Raw genomic sequence first — 19,329 nt, 5'->3', positions numbered from 1 at the left:
TAAGGCGCGTTTCTATACTTTTTCCAAGGACAGGCTCTGTTGCTTAAATAGCTCCTGTTTCTTGTTCAGAGTGCTAAGCTGGTCCTGCATCTGCAACAATTGACGGTTCTGATTACTTTCCCGAGAGCCGCTGGAACGCTCAGCACTCTGCTTTAAAGTATTAAGGATAATTTCAGCCTGACTACCTGAACGAGCAACCTGTTTACCTTGACTAGCTCGTTGTTGAGCCTTTTTTCGATTCTTTTGCATGGTTTGACGCATTAGCTTGATCTCTGAATTAGCATGGTCGATGTCTCGCTCCAAACTATTCAGCTCACTGGCGCGATGTTTCGCGTAAACCTCATAGGCGCCACCGTAATGATGCATGCCGAGAGTATTCAGCTCCAAGATATCATCTACATTGTGCAAAATCTCGCGATCATGACTAATGATAAGTATACCGCCATCGAAGTGCATCATCTGTTCGATTAACCAATTCTTTCCTTGTTCATCCAGATGGTTTCCTGGTTCATCAAGGATGAGATAATCATAATTTGATTGGAAAAGCTGATGCAGCGCGAACCGAGTTAAGTGACCACCGCTCTGGTCTTTACATGGTAAAAATGGATCTACAGGTAATCCCAATACCTGTAGTTGCTGCTCCAGCTTTTCCTGCAGTTGCCAATTGTCGTCGATTAGACCGAAGTCATGAGAATCACATCCTCCTGCAGTAATTCGGGTTAGGGCTTCCAACCTGTGCCGAACTCCAAGAAAGTCACTGATAGTCTCATACAGAGTAGGTATTTCCTCCACGCCAATCTGGCGCAGCCACCCGACTTGACAGAAAGTGGTGACAGAACCGGAATAAGGCATTATTTCCCCTGTCAGCAGCGATGCTAATATAGACTTTCCTACACCGTTTCTGCCAACTAGTCCTGTTATTTTATCGTCCAGAGTAAAATTCAGGTTGGAAAACAGGGTATCGCCGTTGTCGAAACGATAAGTTAAGGTGTGAGCATTAATTTCTATCACAAAGTCCCCTGTTATATATATCTTCCGAATTGTTTCTTGCAGCAGATAATAATCGCCAAGCCGACATAAAATAATGCGGACATGATAGGGGCGTTGATGTTGGCCACAAAGCCGAAAGCGAAGCCGGAGAAGCCAGCGCTGAAAGCGGCGATAGTGGCAGCCATTCCCATGATAGAGCCTTGTTTGCTCGCATCAACGCTAATGGATAATTGCGCCATTAAGCCGCTGTATGACAGGCCAAAGCCTACCGCGCCCAATACCGCTAGTAGATACAGCACATATGGATGAGTGTTGAGTAGAGTTCCGCCTATACAGAATGCCATCAGTGCCAACGCCAGTCTAACCATGCCAACAGGTTTCAGCATTTTCATAGCAACGCCGACCAGAAACAGGAAAGTCAACGCTAGTCCAAATCAGGCCCAGGAGACGAAGCTGCTCACTTCCTGCTGGCCAAAACCGAGCCTGACTGTCAGATACAGACCGATAAACTGGAAGAATGTATTCCAGCCCATCAGCATCAACAACAGGAGCAAAGCGTAAGTGCGGATATCCCTGATTTTGACTGCATCGAGCAGGTTCGTTATAGGGTTGGGGAACATCGTAGCGAGACTATCTACGTCCGCTTTTTGGTCCTGAAATAGGAACAGTAGGATCAGAAAATTCACCACGGATAGTGCCGCCACAAAGATAAAAGGCGTTTGCAGATTGAACCAAGGTACTAGCGCAGGATCGCTAAGATAACCGCCAATCAATGGGCCGACGACATAGCCCAAGGAAACAAAGAACATAATATAGCCAATATACTTGGCCCGCTGTGTTTCCTCGGTGACATCGATAATGGAGGCCTGTGCAACGGGAAGACTCCCGGAAAAGAAACCGCCGATAAGGCGCCCCGCCATGAACAGCCACAGACTCTTGAATGCCAGGGCGAGCGCCAGAAAGACATAACTCATCGCCAGACCAGTCAGGGACAACAGCAGCATATTCTTCCGTCCTCAACCATCAGACAATGCATCCAACAGCGGCGCGTCGAAAAACATGGCGATAGAGAACGCGCCCAAAGCCACGCCGTAAAAGCTATTACGGAAACCTTCAGTTCCTTCGCCGATTAGCCCAGCCGCGGTATCGTGGGTGATGGGCGTTAGCATGGGAATAATCAGGCTAGCGCTAAGATTATCAATAAAGATAACAAGGTAAATACCGATTAAACTCAACATCCTTATGTTTGTCATAAAACCTCTCTTACTGGATCTCCCTACAAGGACGTCCTTTATGTTTACTATTAATTGCCTTTTGATTTGAGGCTTTATTGGAAACTTCACCGAAACGTCTTCGTCTTAGCTCCCCAACTGATTTTAGCTTGTGCAGCAGGGGGAAGAAAAAGGAATGACACCGGAGAATCGGATAAATACGATCAATTTAATCGATAAGCTTCCCATTGAGAAAGCGGAGCAATTGCTCATTAAAAAGCCGGCTAGAAGTCGGTGGGATAAAGTGTCCGTGCCCCTTCACAACCATTTCGGCGGCTGAAAGAATATGGCGTAACTGATCGAATGTGGCTTCATCAATAACACAATCATTTTGTCCGTGAATCAACAACACTGGCATAGCGATCCCACCAAGGCGTGCATTGACGTCAAAGCGTGTCAGTGTGTCGTAGTAATAACGAAACACGCTCATCGGCGCGCCGGCGTACAGACTGGCGACAATGTTTTCCGTGCCGTCAAACACGACTCCAGAATGTCGCGATGCGCCTCCAGTTCATCATGCAGGTCCAGCGTATTGCTGAACACATCTTCGCCGAAGCTCGGTGCCGTGCTGATCAACGTCAATGAACGAACTAAATCTGGGTGATGAATAGTGATTAGACAGGAAAGGCATCCCCCCAGAGACAACCCACCAGATCGACGGCGCAGCTGTTTAACTCCTGTTGAAGAAAGACTCTTTAAGTTCGTAAGCTTCTCCCATTTCTGGATAGTTAAGTATCCAGCCAGAATAACGTAAGTATTCCGCATCTGAGAGTTCGTGCTTTCGCTTTAGCAGTACAAACCTATCCTTTAGTAGTCCACGGGCGCTGTTGTGGCGTAAGTTGGCTTCGTATTGCTTTTCTTGCACACTCTAACAACTCGTTAGCCATTTTGACTACGTGGAACTTATCTATGACGATAATGGCATTCGGTATCATGGTTTCTACCGTGTCCTTATAAGGACGCCACATGTCCATTGCGACAAATTCAATACGCTCTCTGTCTTCGCGTTTTGTAAAGTAGCGGAGTAGAGTTGATTTATTACGGTTGTCGAGCATATCAATGACTGTTTGATGCTCAATATTGGTTAATAGCCAATTTGAAAAATTTCAGTCATAATTTAATTGAAGTTGCTTCATTTTTAACTGATCCGGCAAATATGCATGAAGACCTATTAGTCTTACTCCTCTTCCCTCCCTCCTAATATCCCAAGTATTTTTAGCAATCAATAATAAATTAGTCAGATCCAGAATAGGGTATGCATGGTCATGGGTTGTTAATTTAAAATTATCAAACTTAAATTTAATTCCATGACCTGATATATTTTTATGGGGACTGTAAATTATTAGCCTACTCTCTAGCTCAGGGTATAAACTCATCTATGATTGAACAGCATTTATCCCAGCTATATATATCGTTAGGGAGTGTAAATTCAACGCCTACCGATTTTATAGGTGGATCTATACACAGAGGACCATCATCTATACGGTGATACCGTTGCCAAATTGAAAAACCGAATTTACCAAACTCTTTAATGAACGAAGAAAAATCATAACATTGAACATCTGCACATGTTTTTAATCCCATTGACAAAAGCCTTTCCTCTGTTTTTGGACCAACTCCAGGAATCTTTCTTATCTGCAAGTTTTTAATAAAACCAATAACTTCTCATGGTTTTATTACATAAATCACATTTGGTTTATTTATATCGGATGCTATTTTTGCTAAGAATTTTAGAGGTGCAATCCCTGCTGATACTGTTAAATTAGTTTCGTTAAATATAATCTTATGGATATCATTCGCAATGAAAGTTGCAGAACCATTACAACAGGATGAGTTTGACACATCTAAATAAGCTTCATCCAATGAGACTGGTTCGATCAGATGAGTGTAACGCAAAAAATTTCATGTAACTGCTGCGATACTTCTTTGTATACGGACATTCGGCTTGGTAGCACAACCAAATTTTCACATAACCTAAGGGCACTTGCTGTTGCCATGGCACTATAAATACCAAAACACCGTGCTGGGTAATTAGCAGTTGATATGACTCCCCGTTCAGATACAGTTCCCCCTATAGCCAAAGGGATATTAGCCAGTTTGGGATTATCACGCATCTCAACAGCAGCAAAAAAACAATCCATATCTATGTGGATATACTTTTTATGCATATCTATGCCCTGTGCCTGTTAATCCTTAACAACATAAGTATAAAAATAACGCCATCAATGAGGAAATGTTGCGTTCGTTTTATATTTGGTTGACTGTTTTGTGTAATATGTGCTGGTTCATTATGCCAGTTGCAACTGGCACAGGTTTTTCTGCCCAGAAGCTATTCCCTCAACTTACAATAAATATCTTCCAGTTACCATTTTGTTGCCAGATAAAATCTTTTATAGAAAATGCGGATCTGGGTTTATTTTTATCTGATTCCCCACTAGGTTAAACTTACTGGTATCGCGTTCGTTAATTCTACCAAGCTACAGGTTTATTACAATTTACGTATTCCACGGCATCGCCTGTTTGAGGGAGTGGTTAAACGAGGTAAGGGGACGATGGAAAAAGTTCTATGGTTTTAAACTTTACCTTATTCATCAACGACCAAGGTGGTATCATTTCGGTAAAGGTAACAACAACCAATATTGATACCAGAAAATCTGTGCCTGATATAGCCGATAATCTTTGGGACTAATTTATAGAGATAACCTTTATCTCCGTGTAAACACCCCCAAAGCTCATCAGCCATTTCCGGCACAAGCTTTCTATCATCCACATTAACCGTTGTCACTTTGACTGAGATAATACCACCTTAGTCATTGATGTTTAATTTAAAGCCGTAAAACCACCTCCTCGTTTCTTTTTCTCGCTTCGCGGTACCTTTAGAAACCTGATATCTGAGAATTCGTAGGTTGTAATAATCCTGTAGCTTGGACCAATCAACAAAGGCAACCCCTGTGGTCCTTGCCTGACGATAATTAAGGTAAAGGCAAAGCGGAACCAGAGCACATTTTATAAGTTTGAATATTTTCGTGTAGCTGACTAATTCAGGAAATTCGTTAGTAAGGTAGCGGCAAACAAAGTAGATATGATAGATTTTGAAGTTTCGATACCAGATTGAGGGAAAGCTATCATTCTCGTTATCACTTCGCTATAAGGAGAGGCGAGAAGGTTTATTTCGTTGTTTTATACCGGAAGAAATTAGGTGTTTTCCCATGCAGGGAGGAAAATCTGGCATACCTCGTCAACATCGACGAAAACAGCGACTAAGTTATTTATACTCAAGTTCTTCTGCAGTCAATAGTTTTTCTTAAACGATCAGATTGCGACTTTGGCATTTAATTCATTTCTTATGTGGAGCTCAGCCTTAAACTCACTCTTTATGATTACAATGTTCAAGTTAGTGAAGCGCTGGCAAATGTGAAAGTGATAAACAAAGTTTTACGACTTGGTATGCCTGTGCGCCAGCAGACAAATTAAGACTGTAACAAATATTGGGATCAGTGCGTTATAGGTTTGATTTAATCAACACACCCACTAATATCGGTAATCGTTTACTATCCCTTCTTGACAACAGGAATTAACCATAGTTCGTAAGAAGGTGATGACCTTTTATTTAGTGGCTTTTGCTTGTTAAACGATCTCACACGCTGCTCAAACTGGTGGGATGAAGAATAAAAAACTATTTACTGCAGAGCCCCTTAAACTGGTTATATATGCTATAAACTGAATGGTTTGTCAGTATGACTTGTAACCAAGTTGTTTACTACTAGATATATCGTATATCCCGACGGGATTTGTCAGCACGGAAAAATTAATTTTCTAGACGAAAACCAACTTATCGAATACATGCCCCTATTTTCTTCATGGTGATAAGTGCTGTTAAAAAACATAACATCCTGTTAATGAGGGACACCACCGCAACCACATTGCCAATTGTGTCAATGAGCCTCCAAGTTTATTGGATATATGATTGCATTTTTGTAGCATAGGGTAAGATCAAGCATCAATAAGCGCAGAGTTTGCAGAACTACCCCCATAGACTAATTATAGTAGGATATGAATACATTGTGGATATTAGAATATGGGTCTAATAATTCAAGCTCACGATAAAAGCAGTACCTGCTGTGATTTATGTAATAAGGTTTAATCTCTATTAAAGATTGAAAGTGTTTCTGGTACGCTTTGTTAGATTAAATTGTATTAAATGTTACTTGCTACCCAGTATACCAAAACGCTTATTGAAACGGTCAACTCGGCCACCGATGTCTGTAACACGTTGCTTACCCGTATAAAATGGGTGGCATTTATCACATACGTCCAAGTTAATGTAGTCTTTAGCTAGAGTAGTGTTGAACTCAAATATATTACTACAAGAACACTTAGCTGTGGCTACGCGGTATTCTGGATGGATACCAGCTTTCATAGGGATAACCTCAGTTCAAAGTCTGTGCCGCTCTACCAATTAAATGTTGTGGCTGAGCAAAACACGTTGTTAACGGAAAATTAGAAGAAAAATTCTAATCAAGGAGTCCTTTGATAGCAACTTTTTTATTCAATTCATTTTTAGATTAAGCGAAGTGCAGTAGCACACTTCATTAAAAACCCTGAGTTATAGGAGGTGTCCTCCCCCTAGATGCTAATAGATGACACAATGATCAAACATATCAGAACAACAGTTAGCTCAGATGTAGGATATAAGCCACCCAACCCATTTGCAATCGTTACTACTCCGTTAATGCAACGGGAAAAGTAATGAATGGTGGAAATTATACGATGGTTAGAGGGGCTTGACCCGATCAAAAATAGTTATGTATTTTATAAGTTGAAAGGTTCGTTAGTATGCCTTGTAATTAAGTTGTTTACTACTGCAGACAGGCCTGATTGGATCAACAACGCCGTTTTCTGTAACAGAACTAAACCAAGTCGGAAGTGAGGTACTTCCCAATCAAGCAGTTAATACCATGTCTTTAAAAATAACGACAGGCTGCTTAATCGCAAACATTTCTTAGGTTGATGATTGAGCCTTATTTGAGTGAAGGAAATATATTCATCCGTGTACAGTTCTGTGGTTACGTATTGAATACATAACTAAATTATAGGTGAATAAATCCACTCATTGATCCATTACTCAATCTGTAATAATTATTACTATTTTTTTAGGTGCAACTACAAAAAATAAAGCGTGAAAACTTATCCGTTTCGTTGTACTAAATATTCGCGCAGTTCTTCAGAGGAGATACCTTCATCCGCTATTTCTTGCGCTAATTCTAGAACACGTTCACCACGGAGATCTTTTATTACTTTATTGAACTGGTAGATGAGTTCACAAAGACCACTGATTGGAACCTGACGAGCTGCACTCTGAACACGTTCTTCACTCATCCCACTTAATTCAGTGAGGAGTTTACCAAACATCATTTTCTCTGGAGATTCGTCAAGCATCTCTAGATGACGAGCTAATTCAATCGTCGACATTGACATAGATTGTAACTGCCTGTTTTATTATTTGAGGAAGAAAGGAAAGAGTTGCATATTAAATATACCTCATTTCATCAATTAGCAACAAAAATACCTGCATAAAATATATTATCGTATAAACAGTAAATTGAACTCGTAAGTACAATATTTTATTTATTCATGGTGACAACTGTCATTAAAAATGCGTGGTATTTACATTTATATGAATACCAGAACTACCGTATTTCCAAGCATGTTGACGTAGCTTCTAATTTGTTAATTTGTTCTAAATCCAGATGGTGTTGTTGATTAAATCACTCCTTTGACGGACTGATCTCAATCCTTTTTACAGTCTTACACTTGTCTTTTGTTGAATAGGCATATCGAGCCTGATAACCTTGTTCATCTCTTTCACATTGGCCAGCGATTTACCAATTTGAGCGAACTATAGTGATTTCTGGTGTATGGGTAGGAAATAATGCGGTGTAACATGTTGATTATTCTCGCCAGATCAACAACCAACAAGGAATACACCGCATGGATAATAATCAATCTGAGATGCGCATAAGAAATGAACTAAATGCCCAAGTTGCGATCTGACCGTTTGAAATAAACTATTAACTGCACAAGGATTTAGGCATGAATAACCTAAATGCTATTTTCGTCGATGTCGACGACTTCTGCAAGATTTTCCTCCCTGCATGGGGAAATACACCTAATTTCTTCTGGTATCAAACAAAAAACAAGCCTTCTCACCTCTCAGTTAGAGAGGTGATGATAGAGAGGTGATGACGATAGTGATAGCTTTCCATTAAGTGCGGTATCCCAAAAGTGACTGAACCACGGTTTACTAATACTTGGATTATATTGTTTCCAGTTGCTGATCATTATGGATACTGTTGTCGTTAAATACGTCTTTACCCACATACAAAAATGGTTAAAAAGAATAGTATTGGCCGTGGTAGATACCATATCGTTTGTTGATGAACTTTCTAATTTAGATATACATCCTTGGCTTGTCAGGCAGGGATAAAAGAGCAAATTGTTGAATGTTCCATGAATAATAAGGGTATACTTGACTCCTCTCGAGTGCTACATAGCATTATTAATGTGGTTGTCTGAGTTTTAAGAAACTTACACCTCCCTGTGTAATTAAATTCTCTCTTGATGTACAGGAAGAGGTGCTTATCTACGAAGTAGATAAGCGATGGTTTTGTCGGTCATAAAAATAATCAGCGCTAGTTTTGGTAGGTTTGGGAGTCTAGATTGAAGAAAATCATTGCTGATATATTTAGTTGTCATGAAATAAAGATATTCACTCTAGTTTTCAGTCGATTATAAATATTCAAAATTTTATTTTAGTCCACGGACGGTTTCACTGTGTACGATCTCTTCCCCGAAAATAAACACATTGTTGGCAAGATCTACACGAAATGTATTGAGAGGGAAATTTTAACCCTCTGTACATGCTTGAAATGAGTTGATTATAAAATAATTAGATACTCACAATTAACGGCAATGTACGATAAAGTGATCGGGACATTCTTTGAACGTGATTATTCCACCCACCGTCAGGTAAAATGCACAATCTAGTGGAGAGTTAACTAGACTAAAGTACACTCCTGCATCCTCTTCTGGCTTGGAGATGTGCATGATTCATAAACAGTTAAATGACAATGATCAATTTTATTGTGAGCAAAGATTGGTTGTACTCACTCCAATATCAGTCGAGAAATAAAGCACTATATCCTAGATGATTTTCACGGTGTATGCTCTCATCAGCTTGAATTAAAACAGGCCATGCTCTAACGCAACGAACGGGCTAGCTTTTGGTTGTCTCTCAGAGAGAACTAAAGGCATTAATTCATGAGCGTCTCCGCACGCAGATGTCATCGGAGGTGAACGGGCTCTAAAGCACGATGTGATGCTCAGTGAAAGTTCGATTGATCAGTATATATGTATGATCGGGGTAATGAGGGGTGTTATACAAGGATCTTCCTCAGCATGGAAAACTCTATAAAATAAAGATGAGTAGCGACGAGAAGGTAAAGATAAAGAACGGTGTTGGCATAGAACAACGCGATGATATTACAGATGAAAAGACGGAATTTGGTCATTTAGAAATTGACACAGTCGTTGGGACTGAGCACAAATCTTCTCTGCTTACCGTGGTGGATAAGCCCATAGACTCTGCTACATCAGAAAGATAACCAATAAGCAGATGGGTGGAGTGGCGTTTATGGATCTTGTAAATTCCACCTTCCATGATTTCAAAACCATTATGTCAGACAGTGGTATAGAGTTCGCAGGTCATGAATAGGTTGCTGAAATCACAGACGCTGATTTCTATTTTGCTAAACCTTCATAGATCCAGTGATCGAGGGATGAATGAGCATACTAACGGTCTAATAAGGCAATTTTTAACCAAAAAATTTACTTTAACTAGGTTAGTAATGAGCAAATTACCAAGATAAAATACATCCACAATACACGTGGTAGAGCGTGTCTTGGCTATCGCTCTCCTAACGATGTTTTTTAGAGTATTTGATGGCGGCTTAAGATATAATACCTGTGTATTTCAGATGGCGTGATCCTAGCCTTAATAACTGGTTATTTAGTTGCAAATTTCATCTGACTCAACCTGCTTTTAGCATATCACAATATAGACCAAAATAACTTAAAGATGCAGGTCTTATCCAGTCCTCATAATGAGGTGGTCAAAGAGCTGTAATGAGTTCTATCAGAAATTGATAACACCGCGTATGGCATTGAGTAAACTCGCCTACTTGAGGGTATTCTTTCGCCCCTTTCGTCGTCAAATCTCGTGAAATAGATTGATTATTCCTATGATAATTTGCCTCACACTGAACAACCTCGAGATCTCTGGAATCTAACATCTTCAGGTTATTTAACCATATACTTAATTTAACAGTATTGCCAGTTTGTATACCTTACTGATTGGGTATTTACTGCAACCTCCATTTTTTTATCCTCATGTCACCAAATAACTCGACATTATGCGCTTGCTATTATAAAAACAATTACCCCTTAATAGAGTATACCTTGTACTTTCATCAAAGTTAGCTACGTGACTATAGTCATTATTGATTAAGTACACTGATAATTTTCGACGTTACCATACAATATAAATTATCCTCAATGAGGATAATAGGTAAGTTCAGGTATCATCTATTTCTTAAATATTACGATCATGCCAAACTATTGAAAATAGGATAGAAAATGCACGATAATTATGCCGATCGCATCCACGCATTGAGAAATTGGATGAATAATATGGCAATGGACGCACTGATCATCCCACACGCCGATGAATTCCTTGGGGAATACACTCCTACTCACAACAAACGACTTCACTGGGTGACAGGATTCACGGGTTCAGACGGAATTGCTGTAATCACCCGTGAAAATGCTGTTATTTTTGTTGATGGCCGTTACACAGTACAGGTACGTAAACAAGTGCCTGCTGAGATGTTTGAATATCGCCATCTGATTGAAGATCCTATACTACAGTGGTTGCTTGACACTTTACCAGATAGTAGTAAGGTCGCCATTGACCCAAAACTGCATAGCATCAACTGGTTGGCAGACGCTGAGAAAGCCGTTGCTGACAAATTGTTATTACGTTACATCAATGATAATCCAATTGATATGCTTTGGAATAATCGTCCAGCCCCTTTGGTGACTGATGCTATATTAATAGGCATAGACGTAGCTGGTCAAAGCAGCAAAAACAAACGCGTCAATATAGGTAAATCCATTATAAATGCAGATGTATCATATCTAAGCCAACTGGACAGCATTTGCTGGTTACTAAACATTCGTGGTGGTGACGTATCTCACTTGCCTGTATTGCTTTCCCATGCCTTGATTGATACTGAAGGTAACGTTAATTTATTCCTAGACCCTGCGCGGATACCAAAAAACTTTGATGAACATGTGGGTACAGGTGTAACCGTTCTTTTACCAGAGGTACTGGAATCGTCTCTAGCGGCGCTGTCTAGTAAAACCGTCTTGGTTGACCCGCTGACCAGCAATGCGTGGGTAAGTCAAGTTCTTCATCAAATTGGTGCCAATATTGTGCATGCCCCTGACCCTTGCATGTTGCCAAAAGCCACTAAAAATGCTACAGAAATAGCGGGGTTTAAAGCCTGTCACATTCGTGATGGTATTGCTGTCAGCCGTTTTTTAGCATGGTTGGACACACAAGTTACAGATGGAAATCTGCCAAATGAAGCTGAGCTTTCAGATATGCTATATCTCTTCCGAACACTCGATGAAACCTTCACAGATCTAAGCTTTGATACCATTTCTGCGGCCAGCGGGAATGCTGCAATCTGTCACTATAACCACCTACATCAACCAGATCCTAGTAAACTTGAACTTAATAATGTATATCTTGTGGATTCTGGTGGCCAGTACCGTGATGGTACTACGGATATCACTAGAACCATTGCAATTGGTGAATGTTCAAATGAAGTGAAAACTGCCTTCACACTGGTACTTAAAGGCCACATTGCACTGTCCACAGCACGTTTCCCACGAGGGACTTGTGGCAGTCAACTGGACTCACTAGCACGCCAACATCTTTGGGCATACGGCTTTGACTACGACCATGGCACTGGCCACGGAGTGGGTCACTTCCTAAGTGTACATGAAGGACCACAACGCATCACAAAAGCACCTAACACAGTGGCTTTGCTACCTGGTATGGTGCTATCCAATGAGCCTGGATATTACCGTGCAAACGCTTTTGGTATTCGCATTGAAAACCTAGAATTAGTAGTGGAGGTTCCAACGTCCGGAGACATGACTATGATGGGCTTTGAATCATTGACACGTGTACCAATTGACCGACGTCTAGTTGACACGGCATTATTAATAGATAGAGAAATCACGTGGTGGAACGATTACCATTTAAGCGTATGGCAAGATATCAGCCCATCACTGCAACCTAGTGATGCGGAGTGGTTAAAACAAGCAACAGCACCACTTGCTCGTTAACCCTCTAAAAAATAATGAACTGCGATACATAAAGACTATTTAATCTCAGATCTATATAAGCGTGCCTTTTCCTCGCCGAGTGCTTTTTAGGCTAACGAAGGTGTTTTACTATATCACCAAGTTTGGTGACGAACGCTTTTACACGCTTGTCATAGTGAGTGATGGGGGTAAAATTACTTTATATTTGCTGGCTTAGTTCAGTTTTGAAAATGAAGGACAGAATCATGATTTAGACGTCTGTTTAATATTGCTTAATACGCGATCCTAACATCAAAATGCCATATTTACAACCAAGAAGGTTGATTTGTCGTGACAGCACTATTGCTGGGTTCCAATATGACCTTATAGCTTTGATCCGTTCGAACAGGTTCACTTTATATTAAGCCACTTGTGTTCGTAGATAATACCTTCATCGTATTTCTTGATATACCAAGCTCTTTGGTACTATGATGAAAATTGTATGCTTGATGGTGTAAGGATTGAATTTCAACTAGTCACTATTGATTAATCCAAATCCGTCGTTTATCTGTTGAATGAACGAATATTTTATCTCAGGTTGGCTGCTTTCCAATCGGTGCTAGTGGGTTATTTCTACATCGGCGGTAATACTGGTTTTTTCTGTCAGAAATTTGTTTATGAAGAGATAAATTTTACTTAGCTTGAGTATATAATGTCTAATCAGTATATAATTGGTCAGTGAATGAACGATGGATGTATCCCATTTCATAAAAGATCTTAACGATAAACAACGTGAAGCCGTAGTGGCAGATCTCGGTAATTATTTAGTTCTGGCCGGTGCAGGAAGTGGTAAAACACGAGTACTGGTTCATCGGATCGCTTGGTTGATGGAAGTAAAACATGCCTCCCCGTTCTCGTTGTTGGCGGTGACCTTTACTAACAAATCGGCAGCGGAAATGCGGTGTCGTATCGAACTTTTAATGCATGATACTTTATCTGGTCTGTGGTGTGGAACTTTCCACGGTTTGTGTCATCGTATTTTGCGTGCGCATCATGTTGATGCTAACCTGCCTCAGGATTTTCAGATCCTTGACTCGGATGACCAGCAACGCTTATTACGTCGTGTGATCAAAGCGCAAAACCTTGATGAAACACATTGGACAGTGCGGCAAGGGCTGTGGTATATAAATTCCAAGAAAGATGATGGATTGCGTCCAGAATACATTGATGCCCAATACGATCCAGTTGAAACAACGTGGTTGAGGGTGTATTCGGCTTATCAAGAGGCTTGTGACCGTTCAGGTTTGGTGGACTTCTCTGAACTATTGCTACGGTGTCATGAATTGCTTCGCGATAAAATTGATATTCGCGAACGTTATCAATCACGGTTTCAGCACATTCTGGTGGATGAGTTTCAAGATACTAACAATATTCAATATGCGTGGCTCCGTATGTTAACCGGCTCTCAAACTAACGTGATGATCGTGTGTGATGATGACCAGTCTATCTATGGTTGGCGTGGCGCGAAAATCGAAAACATTAAACGTTTTTTGAATGAATTTACCGCAGCAAAGATGATTCGTCTGGAGCAAAACTACCGTTCTACAGGAAATATCCTTCAGGCGTCTAACCACCTAATCGCTAACAACACCGAACGTATGGGAAAGAGCCTATGGACAGACGGAAAGAAAGGCGAACTAATTTCAATGTACAGTGCCTTTAATGAATTGGATGAAGCTCGTTTTGTGGTAGAAAAAATCGAAGCATGGCGTGATAAAGGTGGCTCTTTGACTGATGCGGCAATTCTGTATCGTAATAACGCTCAATCCCGTGTCCTAGAAGAAAGGCTTATTCAAGTTGGTCTTCCATATCGTATATACGGAGGGATGCGTTTCTTCGAACGTCAGGAAATCAGAGATTCTCTAGCCTACCTGCGTTTGTCGGTAAACCGCTTTGACGACGCAGCCTTTGAGCGGGTGGTAAATAGACCTTCGCGTGGTATTGGTGAGCACACCTTGGAAATACTTCGCTTGGCCGCTCGTGATCGAGGTGTCACCATGTGGGAAGTGAGTAATCAGTTGCTGGAAGAGCAGGTATTGGCAAGTCGTACCTCAAACGCTTTGCGCCGATTTATCGTACTAGTGAATGCTCTGGAAGATAATACCCGTGAAATGGAGCTGTTTCAGCAAACGGACTACGTGATCAAACACTCTGGAATTCGTGTCATGTATGAAGCTGAAAAAGGCGAAAAAGCACAGGTTCGAATAGAAAACTTGGAAGAACTGGTCACGGCTACCCGTCACTTTGAAGTACCAAAAGAGCTACAAAAAGATATGTCACCATTGTCTGCGTTCTTATCCCACGCTGCGTTGGAAGCTGGGGAGAGTCAAGCAAATGAGTTTGACTCCGCTGTACAGTTGATGACACTGCATAGTGCTAAAGGCCTCGAATTTCCATTAGTATTTATGGTGGGTGTAGAAGAAGGCATGTTTCCCAATAAAATATCTTCTGAAGAAGTAAGGCGCCTTGAAGAAGAACGTCGCCTTTGTTATGTAGGTATGACACGAGCGATGAAGAAACTGTTCATTACTTATGCGGAAATGCGACGCGTATACGGTAAAGATACGTTCCATAAAGCCTCACGCTTTATTCGCGAATTGCCAGAAGAGTGTCTGGAGGAAGTACGCATGCGCACGAAAGTGACGCGATCCGTCGTAACGAATGGTCGCTTCTCGCAAACCCAAAAACAGTCCAATTTTAACGAAACCGGATTCGCATTGGGTCAACGTGTACAACACCCGAAATTCGGTGAGGGAATCATCTCTAACTTTGAAGGCAGTGGCCGACAAAGCCGAGTTCAGGTAGTCTTTAAGGGTGAAGATATCAAATGGCTAGTGACACACTATGCCAAGCTTGATCCTCTATAATGTTGAATGCGAGTAAAAATGTAGGTTTAAGTTCCGTCTTGATAAGATACACAAAGTTTTTGATGAAAATCAGAGGAATGTTTTTGATTAAGATTTTGTATTGTTAACCTTAATCAAAATATTCTTTTAGGTAATTTAACCTGAATTTCGCATAAGAAATGAACTAGACTCTCTGGTCTAGATTTGATTGTTTGGATCAAACCATCAGTCTTAAAGGGACTTCATCATGAATAATTCAGCCAATATTTTCATCGATATCGACGAAAACAGGGTCTAAGTTATTCATGCCAAAGTCTTTATGCTATCAATAGTTTTTTCAAAGGATCATATCCTGACTTAGGCATTTAGTTCATTTCTTATGCGCAGTGCAGGTTGATTATAGAAAAAGTGGCATATTGACGTTTGATTATCGTAACCATCGTACCGGACAAACGGAAAAGCTGACCAGTACTACTGGAAGTGTTGCTTGAAAGGTTGATTGAATATACTTCAGATAAAATTTTCAAGAAGATCTACTATTACTATTTTGGTTACTAGCCATTGGGAGGATATGCTGCCTAAGGTCTATGAGTGGCTGGAATGAAGGTAAGGGTAAAATCGGTGGAAATGCACGATAAGGTAATCAGGATCTTCATTAAGTGGGAGTATCAATTTAGATTGAAATAAATACATAATCCAAATTATTTTCCTACTTTCCTTAATTCTTCACGCATTGCATTAATCTCGGCTTTGTAGTCAGGTTTGCTAAAAATCGCTGAACCTGCGACAAACATGTCCGCGCCAGCTTCTGCGATTACACGTATGTTGTCAATATTTACACCGCCATCAATTTCAAGACGGATAGTGCGACCACTTTCTTCAATACGACGACGCACTGCACGAAGCTTTGTCAATGTTTTTGGAATGAAGGGTTGCCCACCAAAACCTGGGTTCACCGACATCAACACGATTACGTCCAATTTATCCATGACGTGGTCAAGATAGTGAAGTGGAGTCGCTGGATTAAATACGAGACCAGCCTTACATCCCCAATCTTTAATAAGTTGCAACGAATAATCAACATGTTCGCTCGCTTCCACGTGAAAAGTGATTATGCTACTACCCGCCTTAGCAAAATCAGGAATAATTCGGTCAACTGGTTTAATCATTAAATGCACATCAATCGGTGCTGTGATACCATAATCACAAAGGGCTTTACAGATAGCTGTTCCAAACGTCAAGTTAGGTACATAATGATTGTCCATGACGTCACAGTGAATAATGTCTGCACCTGCTGCCAATACTTTTTTGACATCTTCACCTAAACGTGCAAAATCCGCCGATAGGATCGATGGTGCAATGAGAAACTTCTTCATCTTATACTCTCATTTAACCCAAAGTTGGTATAATTGTACCTGAATGAACGCTGTCTGTCTTATAAGTCACGTTGACTGATAGCTTCCTTAAACAGTTTTAGTTATCATATAAGAACATACAAAAATAACTTGAAGAGGTAGATCTCGGAGAGCCTTACTCATGTTATGAGCAAGACATTTCTTTATGTAAGTATTCACAAGAAATAGCTTGACTAGGTGTTTATGAAATTCAACACGTCTGGATAGGATTGCTTGCGAATCACTGATGACACTACATCGCTAATGACATCCAATGCAGCTAACTCACGTTTCTTACAGATTTCTACCATGGACAGAACACGTAAACGAAACTGTTCTCCTCGGTGAGGAGCTGGTACCGAAGCAGATTTTCCGTATGAATACGCTGCCACGAATACACCGCTCATCTTCATTATTGATTAACAGTACGCCTTCATGATGAAGGAAAATTAAGATTCTCTGTTCGTGCTTCAAGCTAGAGGCACACCTTCCAGCATACCGAAATGTTGGGACCTGTTCGCCTTTTCGTAGCCAAGCCAAAAGGTTTTTTTAAGACGAGATATTCGACACCGCCACTCGATGTCGGTAATTTTCCTTGCTCAATTCGGAATACCTCATGGCAGAGCAGAACAAGAAATTTGCCAATATGAGAGGTTAAAGCTCCACCGCTTTACTCCGATATTTGTTATAAATTGCGGGTGACATGTGCTAAACATGTCTGGTGGCGTGTAGGATCCAGCCAGAATAACGTAAGTATTCCGCATCTGAGAGTTCGTGCTTTCGCTTTAGCAGTACAAACCTATCCTTTAGTAGTCCACGGCGCTGTTGTGGCGTAAGTTGGCTACGTATTGCTTTTCTTGCACGTTCTAACGACTCGTTAGCCATTTTGACTACGTGGAACTTATCTATGACGATAGTGGCATTCGGTATCATGGTTTCTTCCGTGTCCTTATAAGAATGCCACATGTTCATTGCGACAAATTTAATACGCTCTCTGTCTTCGCGTTTTGTAAAGTCGCGAAGTAGAGTTAATTTATTACGGTTGTCAAGCATATCAATGACTGTTTGATGCTCAATATTGGTTAACACGCATCGAGGTTTCTTGATGATATAAATTTCATCAATTCCTAACCATTTTGGTATTTCGAATTTCAGTCGTTCTTCTTCACGCTCGCAGTAATCTTGAAATGTGTTACGGATTGTTTTTTCATCCACACCTATATCATCTGCAATACTTAAAAATGTACGTTTCTGGCTCTCTCGCTCGATGTATTCAATAAGCTGTTTAGTCATCCTACGTTTTTCATCTTTGCGCGATACAAGCTCATAGAACGTCTTATTACAACTTTGGCACTTAAAACGTTTATGATTTAGGTGGATGCCGACACGCTTGCCGTGCATGGGTATATCTATGAGAATTTCAGTTCTTTTCCCAAAACCAACGAGATCAGATGTGTAGCAGTGGATGCAAAATGAAGGCGGGTATTTTAGTTCAGCGTAAACCTGATAATCATACTCAGATTCATGAACCTGACTAACATTGTAGTCAGGCTAATTCAAAATATTTGTCATAGTCAAAAAGAAAGGAGCCGAAGCCCCTTGCGGTCACTCCACTTCTACTACATCATCAATGCTAGCCTCAGCGTACAACTCTTTGGATAGCCATCGGTGGCCAAAAAACTCTTTAACCTCTTCCAGCGTTTCACTGACCTTTCCGCTAAAACGGTCACGCTCATCTTGCCTTCTAGTGCGACCAACTTGATGACAGATAAATTTTCCGCCTTTGGTCTTGTAAAGAGATAACTCTGTCCAACGACCAGTTTGACCGTTATAACTACTGCCAATAGATTGATTATCAAAACTAGCCGCATTTGCTACCCGTTCACCAGTAAAGCGAACGTTTGGCGCGTTATCAATATCAAGTGTAAATGTTTCCATGTCAGAGTCCTCGTCTACGTCAATTATTTGCTCTATCTCAAGTACGCTGTAATTAATGCTGCTGAAATCAGAATCCAGATAGTCAGCCAATTCGTGTGTATTCAGCTCGTCACCATCTTCATCAACAACCGTAACGCTTTCTACAGACCAAACATCATCCTGTCCCTCGCGGTTCCTGTAGACAGAGAGTCGGAGTCGCATTCGTCGTAGTTAAAGCCTTCGGTGTAAGTAATTTTGATACCATCTAAGGTTGAGGTTTTAGAAGCCAAACCAAAAACGTGAGGAATATCGTTCAGATCAAAAGATTCGTTTTCTTCGTTCCACTCTTCAACCTGACGATCAAGACGCTCTAAAACTTCGCAATCTTGTTCTCGCTGCCAGTCGTTGCGAGCTACC

The 19,329-nt window shown here is 40.8% G+C and carries 19 protein-coding genes and 4 pseudogenes; 7 read left to right on the top strand and 16 right to left on the bottom strand.

All coding sequences use genetic code 11. The features are described from left to right. Nucleotides 1-12: 12 nt before the first annotated feature. The 8 genes and pseudogenes from BTN49_RS04215 to dinB all read right to left on the bottom strand — a co-directional run bounded on the left by BTN49_RS04215 (nucleotide 13) and on the right by dinB (nucleotide 4,429). The gene (locus BTN49_RS04215; RefSeq protein ID WP_158523611.1) at nucleotides 13-1,011 is read right to left on the bottom strand and encodes an ATP-binding cassette domain-containing protein; all 999 of its coding nucleotides are present in this window, start codon (nucleotides 1,009-1,011) and stop codon (nucleotides 13-15) included. Between the two features lie 11 nt (nucleotides 1,012-1,022). Next, a complete protein-coding gene (locus tag BTN49_RS15050) occupies nucleotides 1,023-1,412 on the bottom strand; it encodes an MFS transporter (protein ID WP_199399344.1) in 390 nt (129 codons plus the stop codon). Between the two features lie 12 nt (nucleotides 1,413-1,424). Next, complete coding sequence (locus BTN49_RS15045) at nucleotides 1,425-1,994, bottom strand: MFS transporter (RefSeq protein WP_199399343.1); 570 nt, start codon at nucleotides 1,992-1,994, stop codon at nucleotides 1,425-1,427. A gap of 12 nt (nucleotides 1,995-2,006) precedes the next feature. After that, nucleotides 2,007-2,243, bottom strand: a complete 237-nt coding sequence (locus BTN49_RS15040) for a hypothetical protein (protein ID WP_199399342.1) — start codon at nucleotides 2,241-2,243, stop codon at nucleotides 2,007-2,009. 187 nt (nucleotides 2,244-2,430) lie between these two features. Then, nucleotides 2,431-2,742, bottom strand: a complete 312-nt coding sequence (locus BTN49_RS04205; protein ID WP_097356150.1) for an alpha/beta fold hydrolase — start codon at nucleotides 2,740-2,742, stop codon at nucleotides 2,431-2,433. A 189-nt stretch (nucleotides 2,743-2,931) separates the two neighbouring features. Next, nucleotides 2,932-3,126 carry a transposase gene (locus BTN49_RS20335; RefSeq protein WP_199399341.1) on the bottom strand — a complete coding sequence of 65 codons (195 nt, stop codon included), beginning with the start codon at nucleotides 3,124-3,126 and terminating at the stop codon, nucleotides 2,932-2,934. Beyond that, nucleotides 3,062-3,340 carry a transposase gene (locus tag BTN49_RS15030; protein WP_263363499.1) on the bottom strand — a complete coding sequence of 93 codons (279 nt, stop codon included), beginning with the start codon at nucleotides 3,338-3,340 and terminating at the stop codon, nucleotides 3,062-3,064. The genes BTN49_RS20335 and BTN49_RS15030 overlap by 65 nt, the downstream gene beginning before the upstream one ends. Before the next feature lie 27 nt (nucleotides 3,341-3,367). Continuing rightward, nucleotides 3,368-4,429, bottom strand: a pseudogene (gene dinB, locus BTN49_RS04195) (DNA polymerase IV). 273 nt (nucleotides 4,430-4,702) lie between these two features. Between dinB and BTN49_RS21910 the strand changes: the two are divergent. Continuing rightward, nucleotides 4,703-4,944 (top strand): annotated as a pseudogene (locus tag BTN49_RS21910) (transposase); the annotation flags it as partial. Nucleotides 4,945-5,067: 123 nt separating this feature from the next. Here BTN49_RS21910 and BTN49_RS17305 read toward each other — a convergent pair. Then, entirely contained in the window at nucleotides 5,068-5,259 is a 192-nt protein-coding gene (locus BTN49_RS17305) for a transposase (protein WP_369073693.1), read from the bottom strand. 365 nt (nucleotides 5,260-5,624) lie between these two features. On the opposite strand from BTN49_RS17305, the pseudogene BTN49_RS12790 reads away from it, so the two are divergent. Further along, nucleotides 5,625-5,735, top strand: a pseudogene (locus tag BTN49_RS12790) (IS5/IS1182 family transposase); the annotation flags it as partial. A 730-nt stretch (nucleotides 5,736-6,465) separates the two neighbouring features. Here the strand turns inward: BTN49_RS12790 and rpmE are convergent. Together rpmE and tsrA are read right to left on the bottom strand one after the other, a co-directional pair. Continuing rightward, nucleotides 6,466-6,681: a 50S ribosomal protein L31 gene (gene rpmE / locus BTN49_RS04175; protein ID WP_097356148.1), complete on the bottom strand. Its 216-nt coding sequence runs from the start codon at nucleotides 6,679-6,681 to the stop codon at nucleotides 6,466-6,468. A gap of 767 nt (nucleotides 6,682-7,448) precedes the next feature. Further along, entirely contained in the window at nucleotides 7,449-7,739 is a 291-nt protein-coding gene (tsrA, locus tag BTN49_RS04170) for an H-NS-like global regulator TsrA (RefSeq protein ID WP_097356147.1), read from the bottom strand. Between the two features lie 615 nt (nucleotides 7,740-8,354). Between tsrA and BTN49_RS13840 the strand changes: the two are divergent. From BTN49_RS13840 to uvrD, 5 genes and pseudogenes are all read left to right on the top strand, one after another. Further along, nucleotides 8,355-8,492: pseudogene (locus BTN49_RS13840) on the top strand (IS982 family transposase); the annotation flags it as partial. 234 nt (nucleotides 8,493-8,726) lie between these two features. Next, nucleotides 8,727-8,837 (top strand): IS1-like element transposase, encoded by a 111-nt coding sequence (locus tag BTN49_RS20320; RefSeq protein ID WP_146679100.1) that lies wholly within the window; start codon nucleotides 8,727-8,729, stop codon nucleotides 8,835-8,837. A gap of 905 nt (nucleotides 8,838-9,742) precedes the next feature. Beyond that, complete coding sequence (locus BTN49_RS04165) at nucleotides 9,743-9,925, top strand: hypothetical protein (protein WP_190319315.1); 183 nt, start codon at nucleotides 9,743-9,745, stop codon at nucleotides 9,923-9,925. Between the two features lie 1,030 nt (nucleotides 9,926-10,955). Further along, entirely contained in the window at nucleotides 10,956-12,737 is a 1,782-nt protein-coding gene (locus BTN49_RS04160) for an aminopeptidase P family protein (protein WP_097356146.1), read from the top strand. A gap of 707 nt (nucleotides 12,738-13,444) precedes the next feature. Beyond that, on the top strand, nucleotides 13,445-15,622 hold the full coding sequence (gene uvrD, locus BTN49_RS04155) for a DNA helicase II (RefSeq protein WP_097356145.1): 2,178 nt from the start codon (nucleotides 13,445-13,447) through the stop codon (nucleotides 15,620-15,622). Between the two features lie 680 nt (nucleotides 15,623-16,302). On the opposite strand, the gene rpe is transcribed toward uvrD, so the two are convergent. From rpe to BTN49_RS15025, 5 genes are all read right to left on the bottom strand, one after another. Then, nucleotides 16,303-16,977 carry a ribulose-phosphate 3-epimerase gene (gene rpe / locus BTN49_RS04150; RefSeq protein ID WP_097356144.1) on the bottom strand — a complete coding sequence of 225 codons (675 nt, stop codon included), beginning with the start codon at nucleotides 16,975-16,977 and terminating at the stop codon, nucleotides 16,303-16,305. 212 nt (nucleotides 16,978-17,189) lie between these two features. Then, the gene (locus BTN49_RS13835) at nucleotides 17,190-17,408 is read right to left on the bottom strand and encodes a hypothetical protein (protein ID WP_097356143.1); all 219 of its coding nucleotides are present in this window, start codon (nucleotides 17,406-17,408) and stop codon (nucleotides 17,190-17,192) included. A gap of 295 nt (nucleotides 17,409-17,703) precedes the next feature. Further along, entirely contained in the window at nucleotides 17,704-18,462 is a 759-nt protein-coding gene (locus BTN49_RS04140) for a transposase (RefSeq protein ID WP_097356142.1), read from the bottom strand. 138 nt (nucleotides 18,463-18,600) lie between these two features. Beyond that, nucleotides 18,601-19,134, bottom strand: a complete 534-nt coding sequence (locus BTN49_RS04135) for a hypothetical protein (RefSeq protein ID WP_199399338.1) — start codon at nucleotides 19,132-19,134, stop codon at nucleotides 18,601-18,603. Next, nucleotides 19,074-19,329: hypothetical protein (locus BTN49_RS15025; RefSeq protein WP_199399337.1), on the bottom strand; the 256-nt coding region annotated here is incomplete at its 5' end. The genes BTN49_RS04135 and BTN49_RS15025, both read right to left, overlap by 61 nt.

The sequence above is a fragment of the Candidatus Enterovibrio escicola genome (assembly GCF_002464935.1).
In the GTDB taxonomy this organism is placed as follows: Bacteria; Pseudomonadota; Gammaproteobacteria; order Enterobacterales; family Vibrionaceae; genus Enterovibrio; species Enterovibrio escicola.
This window is presented reverse-complemented; position numbering and strand designations above follow the sequence as displayed.

Bases quoted from the DNA above. Each gene is read 5' to 3' on its own strand.
- BTN49_RS15045 (WP_199399343.1), bottom strand. From the start codon at position 1,994: ATGCTGCTGTTGTCCCTGACTGGTCTGGCGATGAGTTATGTCTTTCTG.
- BTN49_RS15040 (WP_199399342.1), bottom strand. From the start codon at position 2,243: ATGACAAACATAAGGATGTTGAGTTTAATCGGTATTTACCTTGTTATC.
- rpmE (WP_097356148.1), bottom strand. From the start codon at position 6,681: ATGAAAGCTGGTATCCATCCAGAATACCGCGTAGCCACAGCTAAGTGT.
- tsrA (WP_097356147.1), bottom strand. From the start codon at position 7,739: ATGTCAATGTCGACGATTGAATTAGCTCGTCATCTAGAGATGCTTGAC.
- BTN49_RS04165 (WP_190319315.1), top strand. From the start codon at position 9,743: ATGAGTAGCGACGAGAAGGTAAAGATAAAGAACGGTGTTGGCATAGAA.
- BTN49_RS04160 (WP_097356146.1), top strand. From the start codon at position 10,956: ATGCACGATAATTATGCCGATCGCATCCACGCATTGAGAAATTGGATG.
- uvrD (WP_097356145.1), top strand. From the start codon at position 13,445: ATGGATGTATCCCATTTCATAAAAGATCTTAACGATAAACAACGTGAA.
- rpe (WP_097356144.1), bottom strand. From the start codon at position 16,977: ATGAAGAAGTTTCTCATTGCACCATCGATCCTATCGGCGGATTTTGCA.
- BTN49_RS13835 (WP_097356143.1), bottom strand. From the start codon at position 17,408: ATGAAGATGAGCGGTGTATTCGTGGCAGCGTATTCATACGGAAAATCT.
- BTN49_RS04135 (WP_199399338.1), bottom strand. From the start codon at position 19,134: ATGCGACTCCGACTCTCTGTCTACAGGAACCGCGAGGGACAGGATGAT.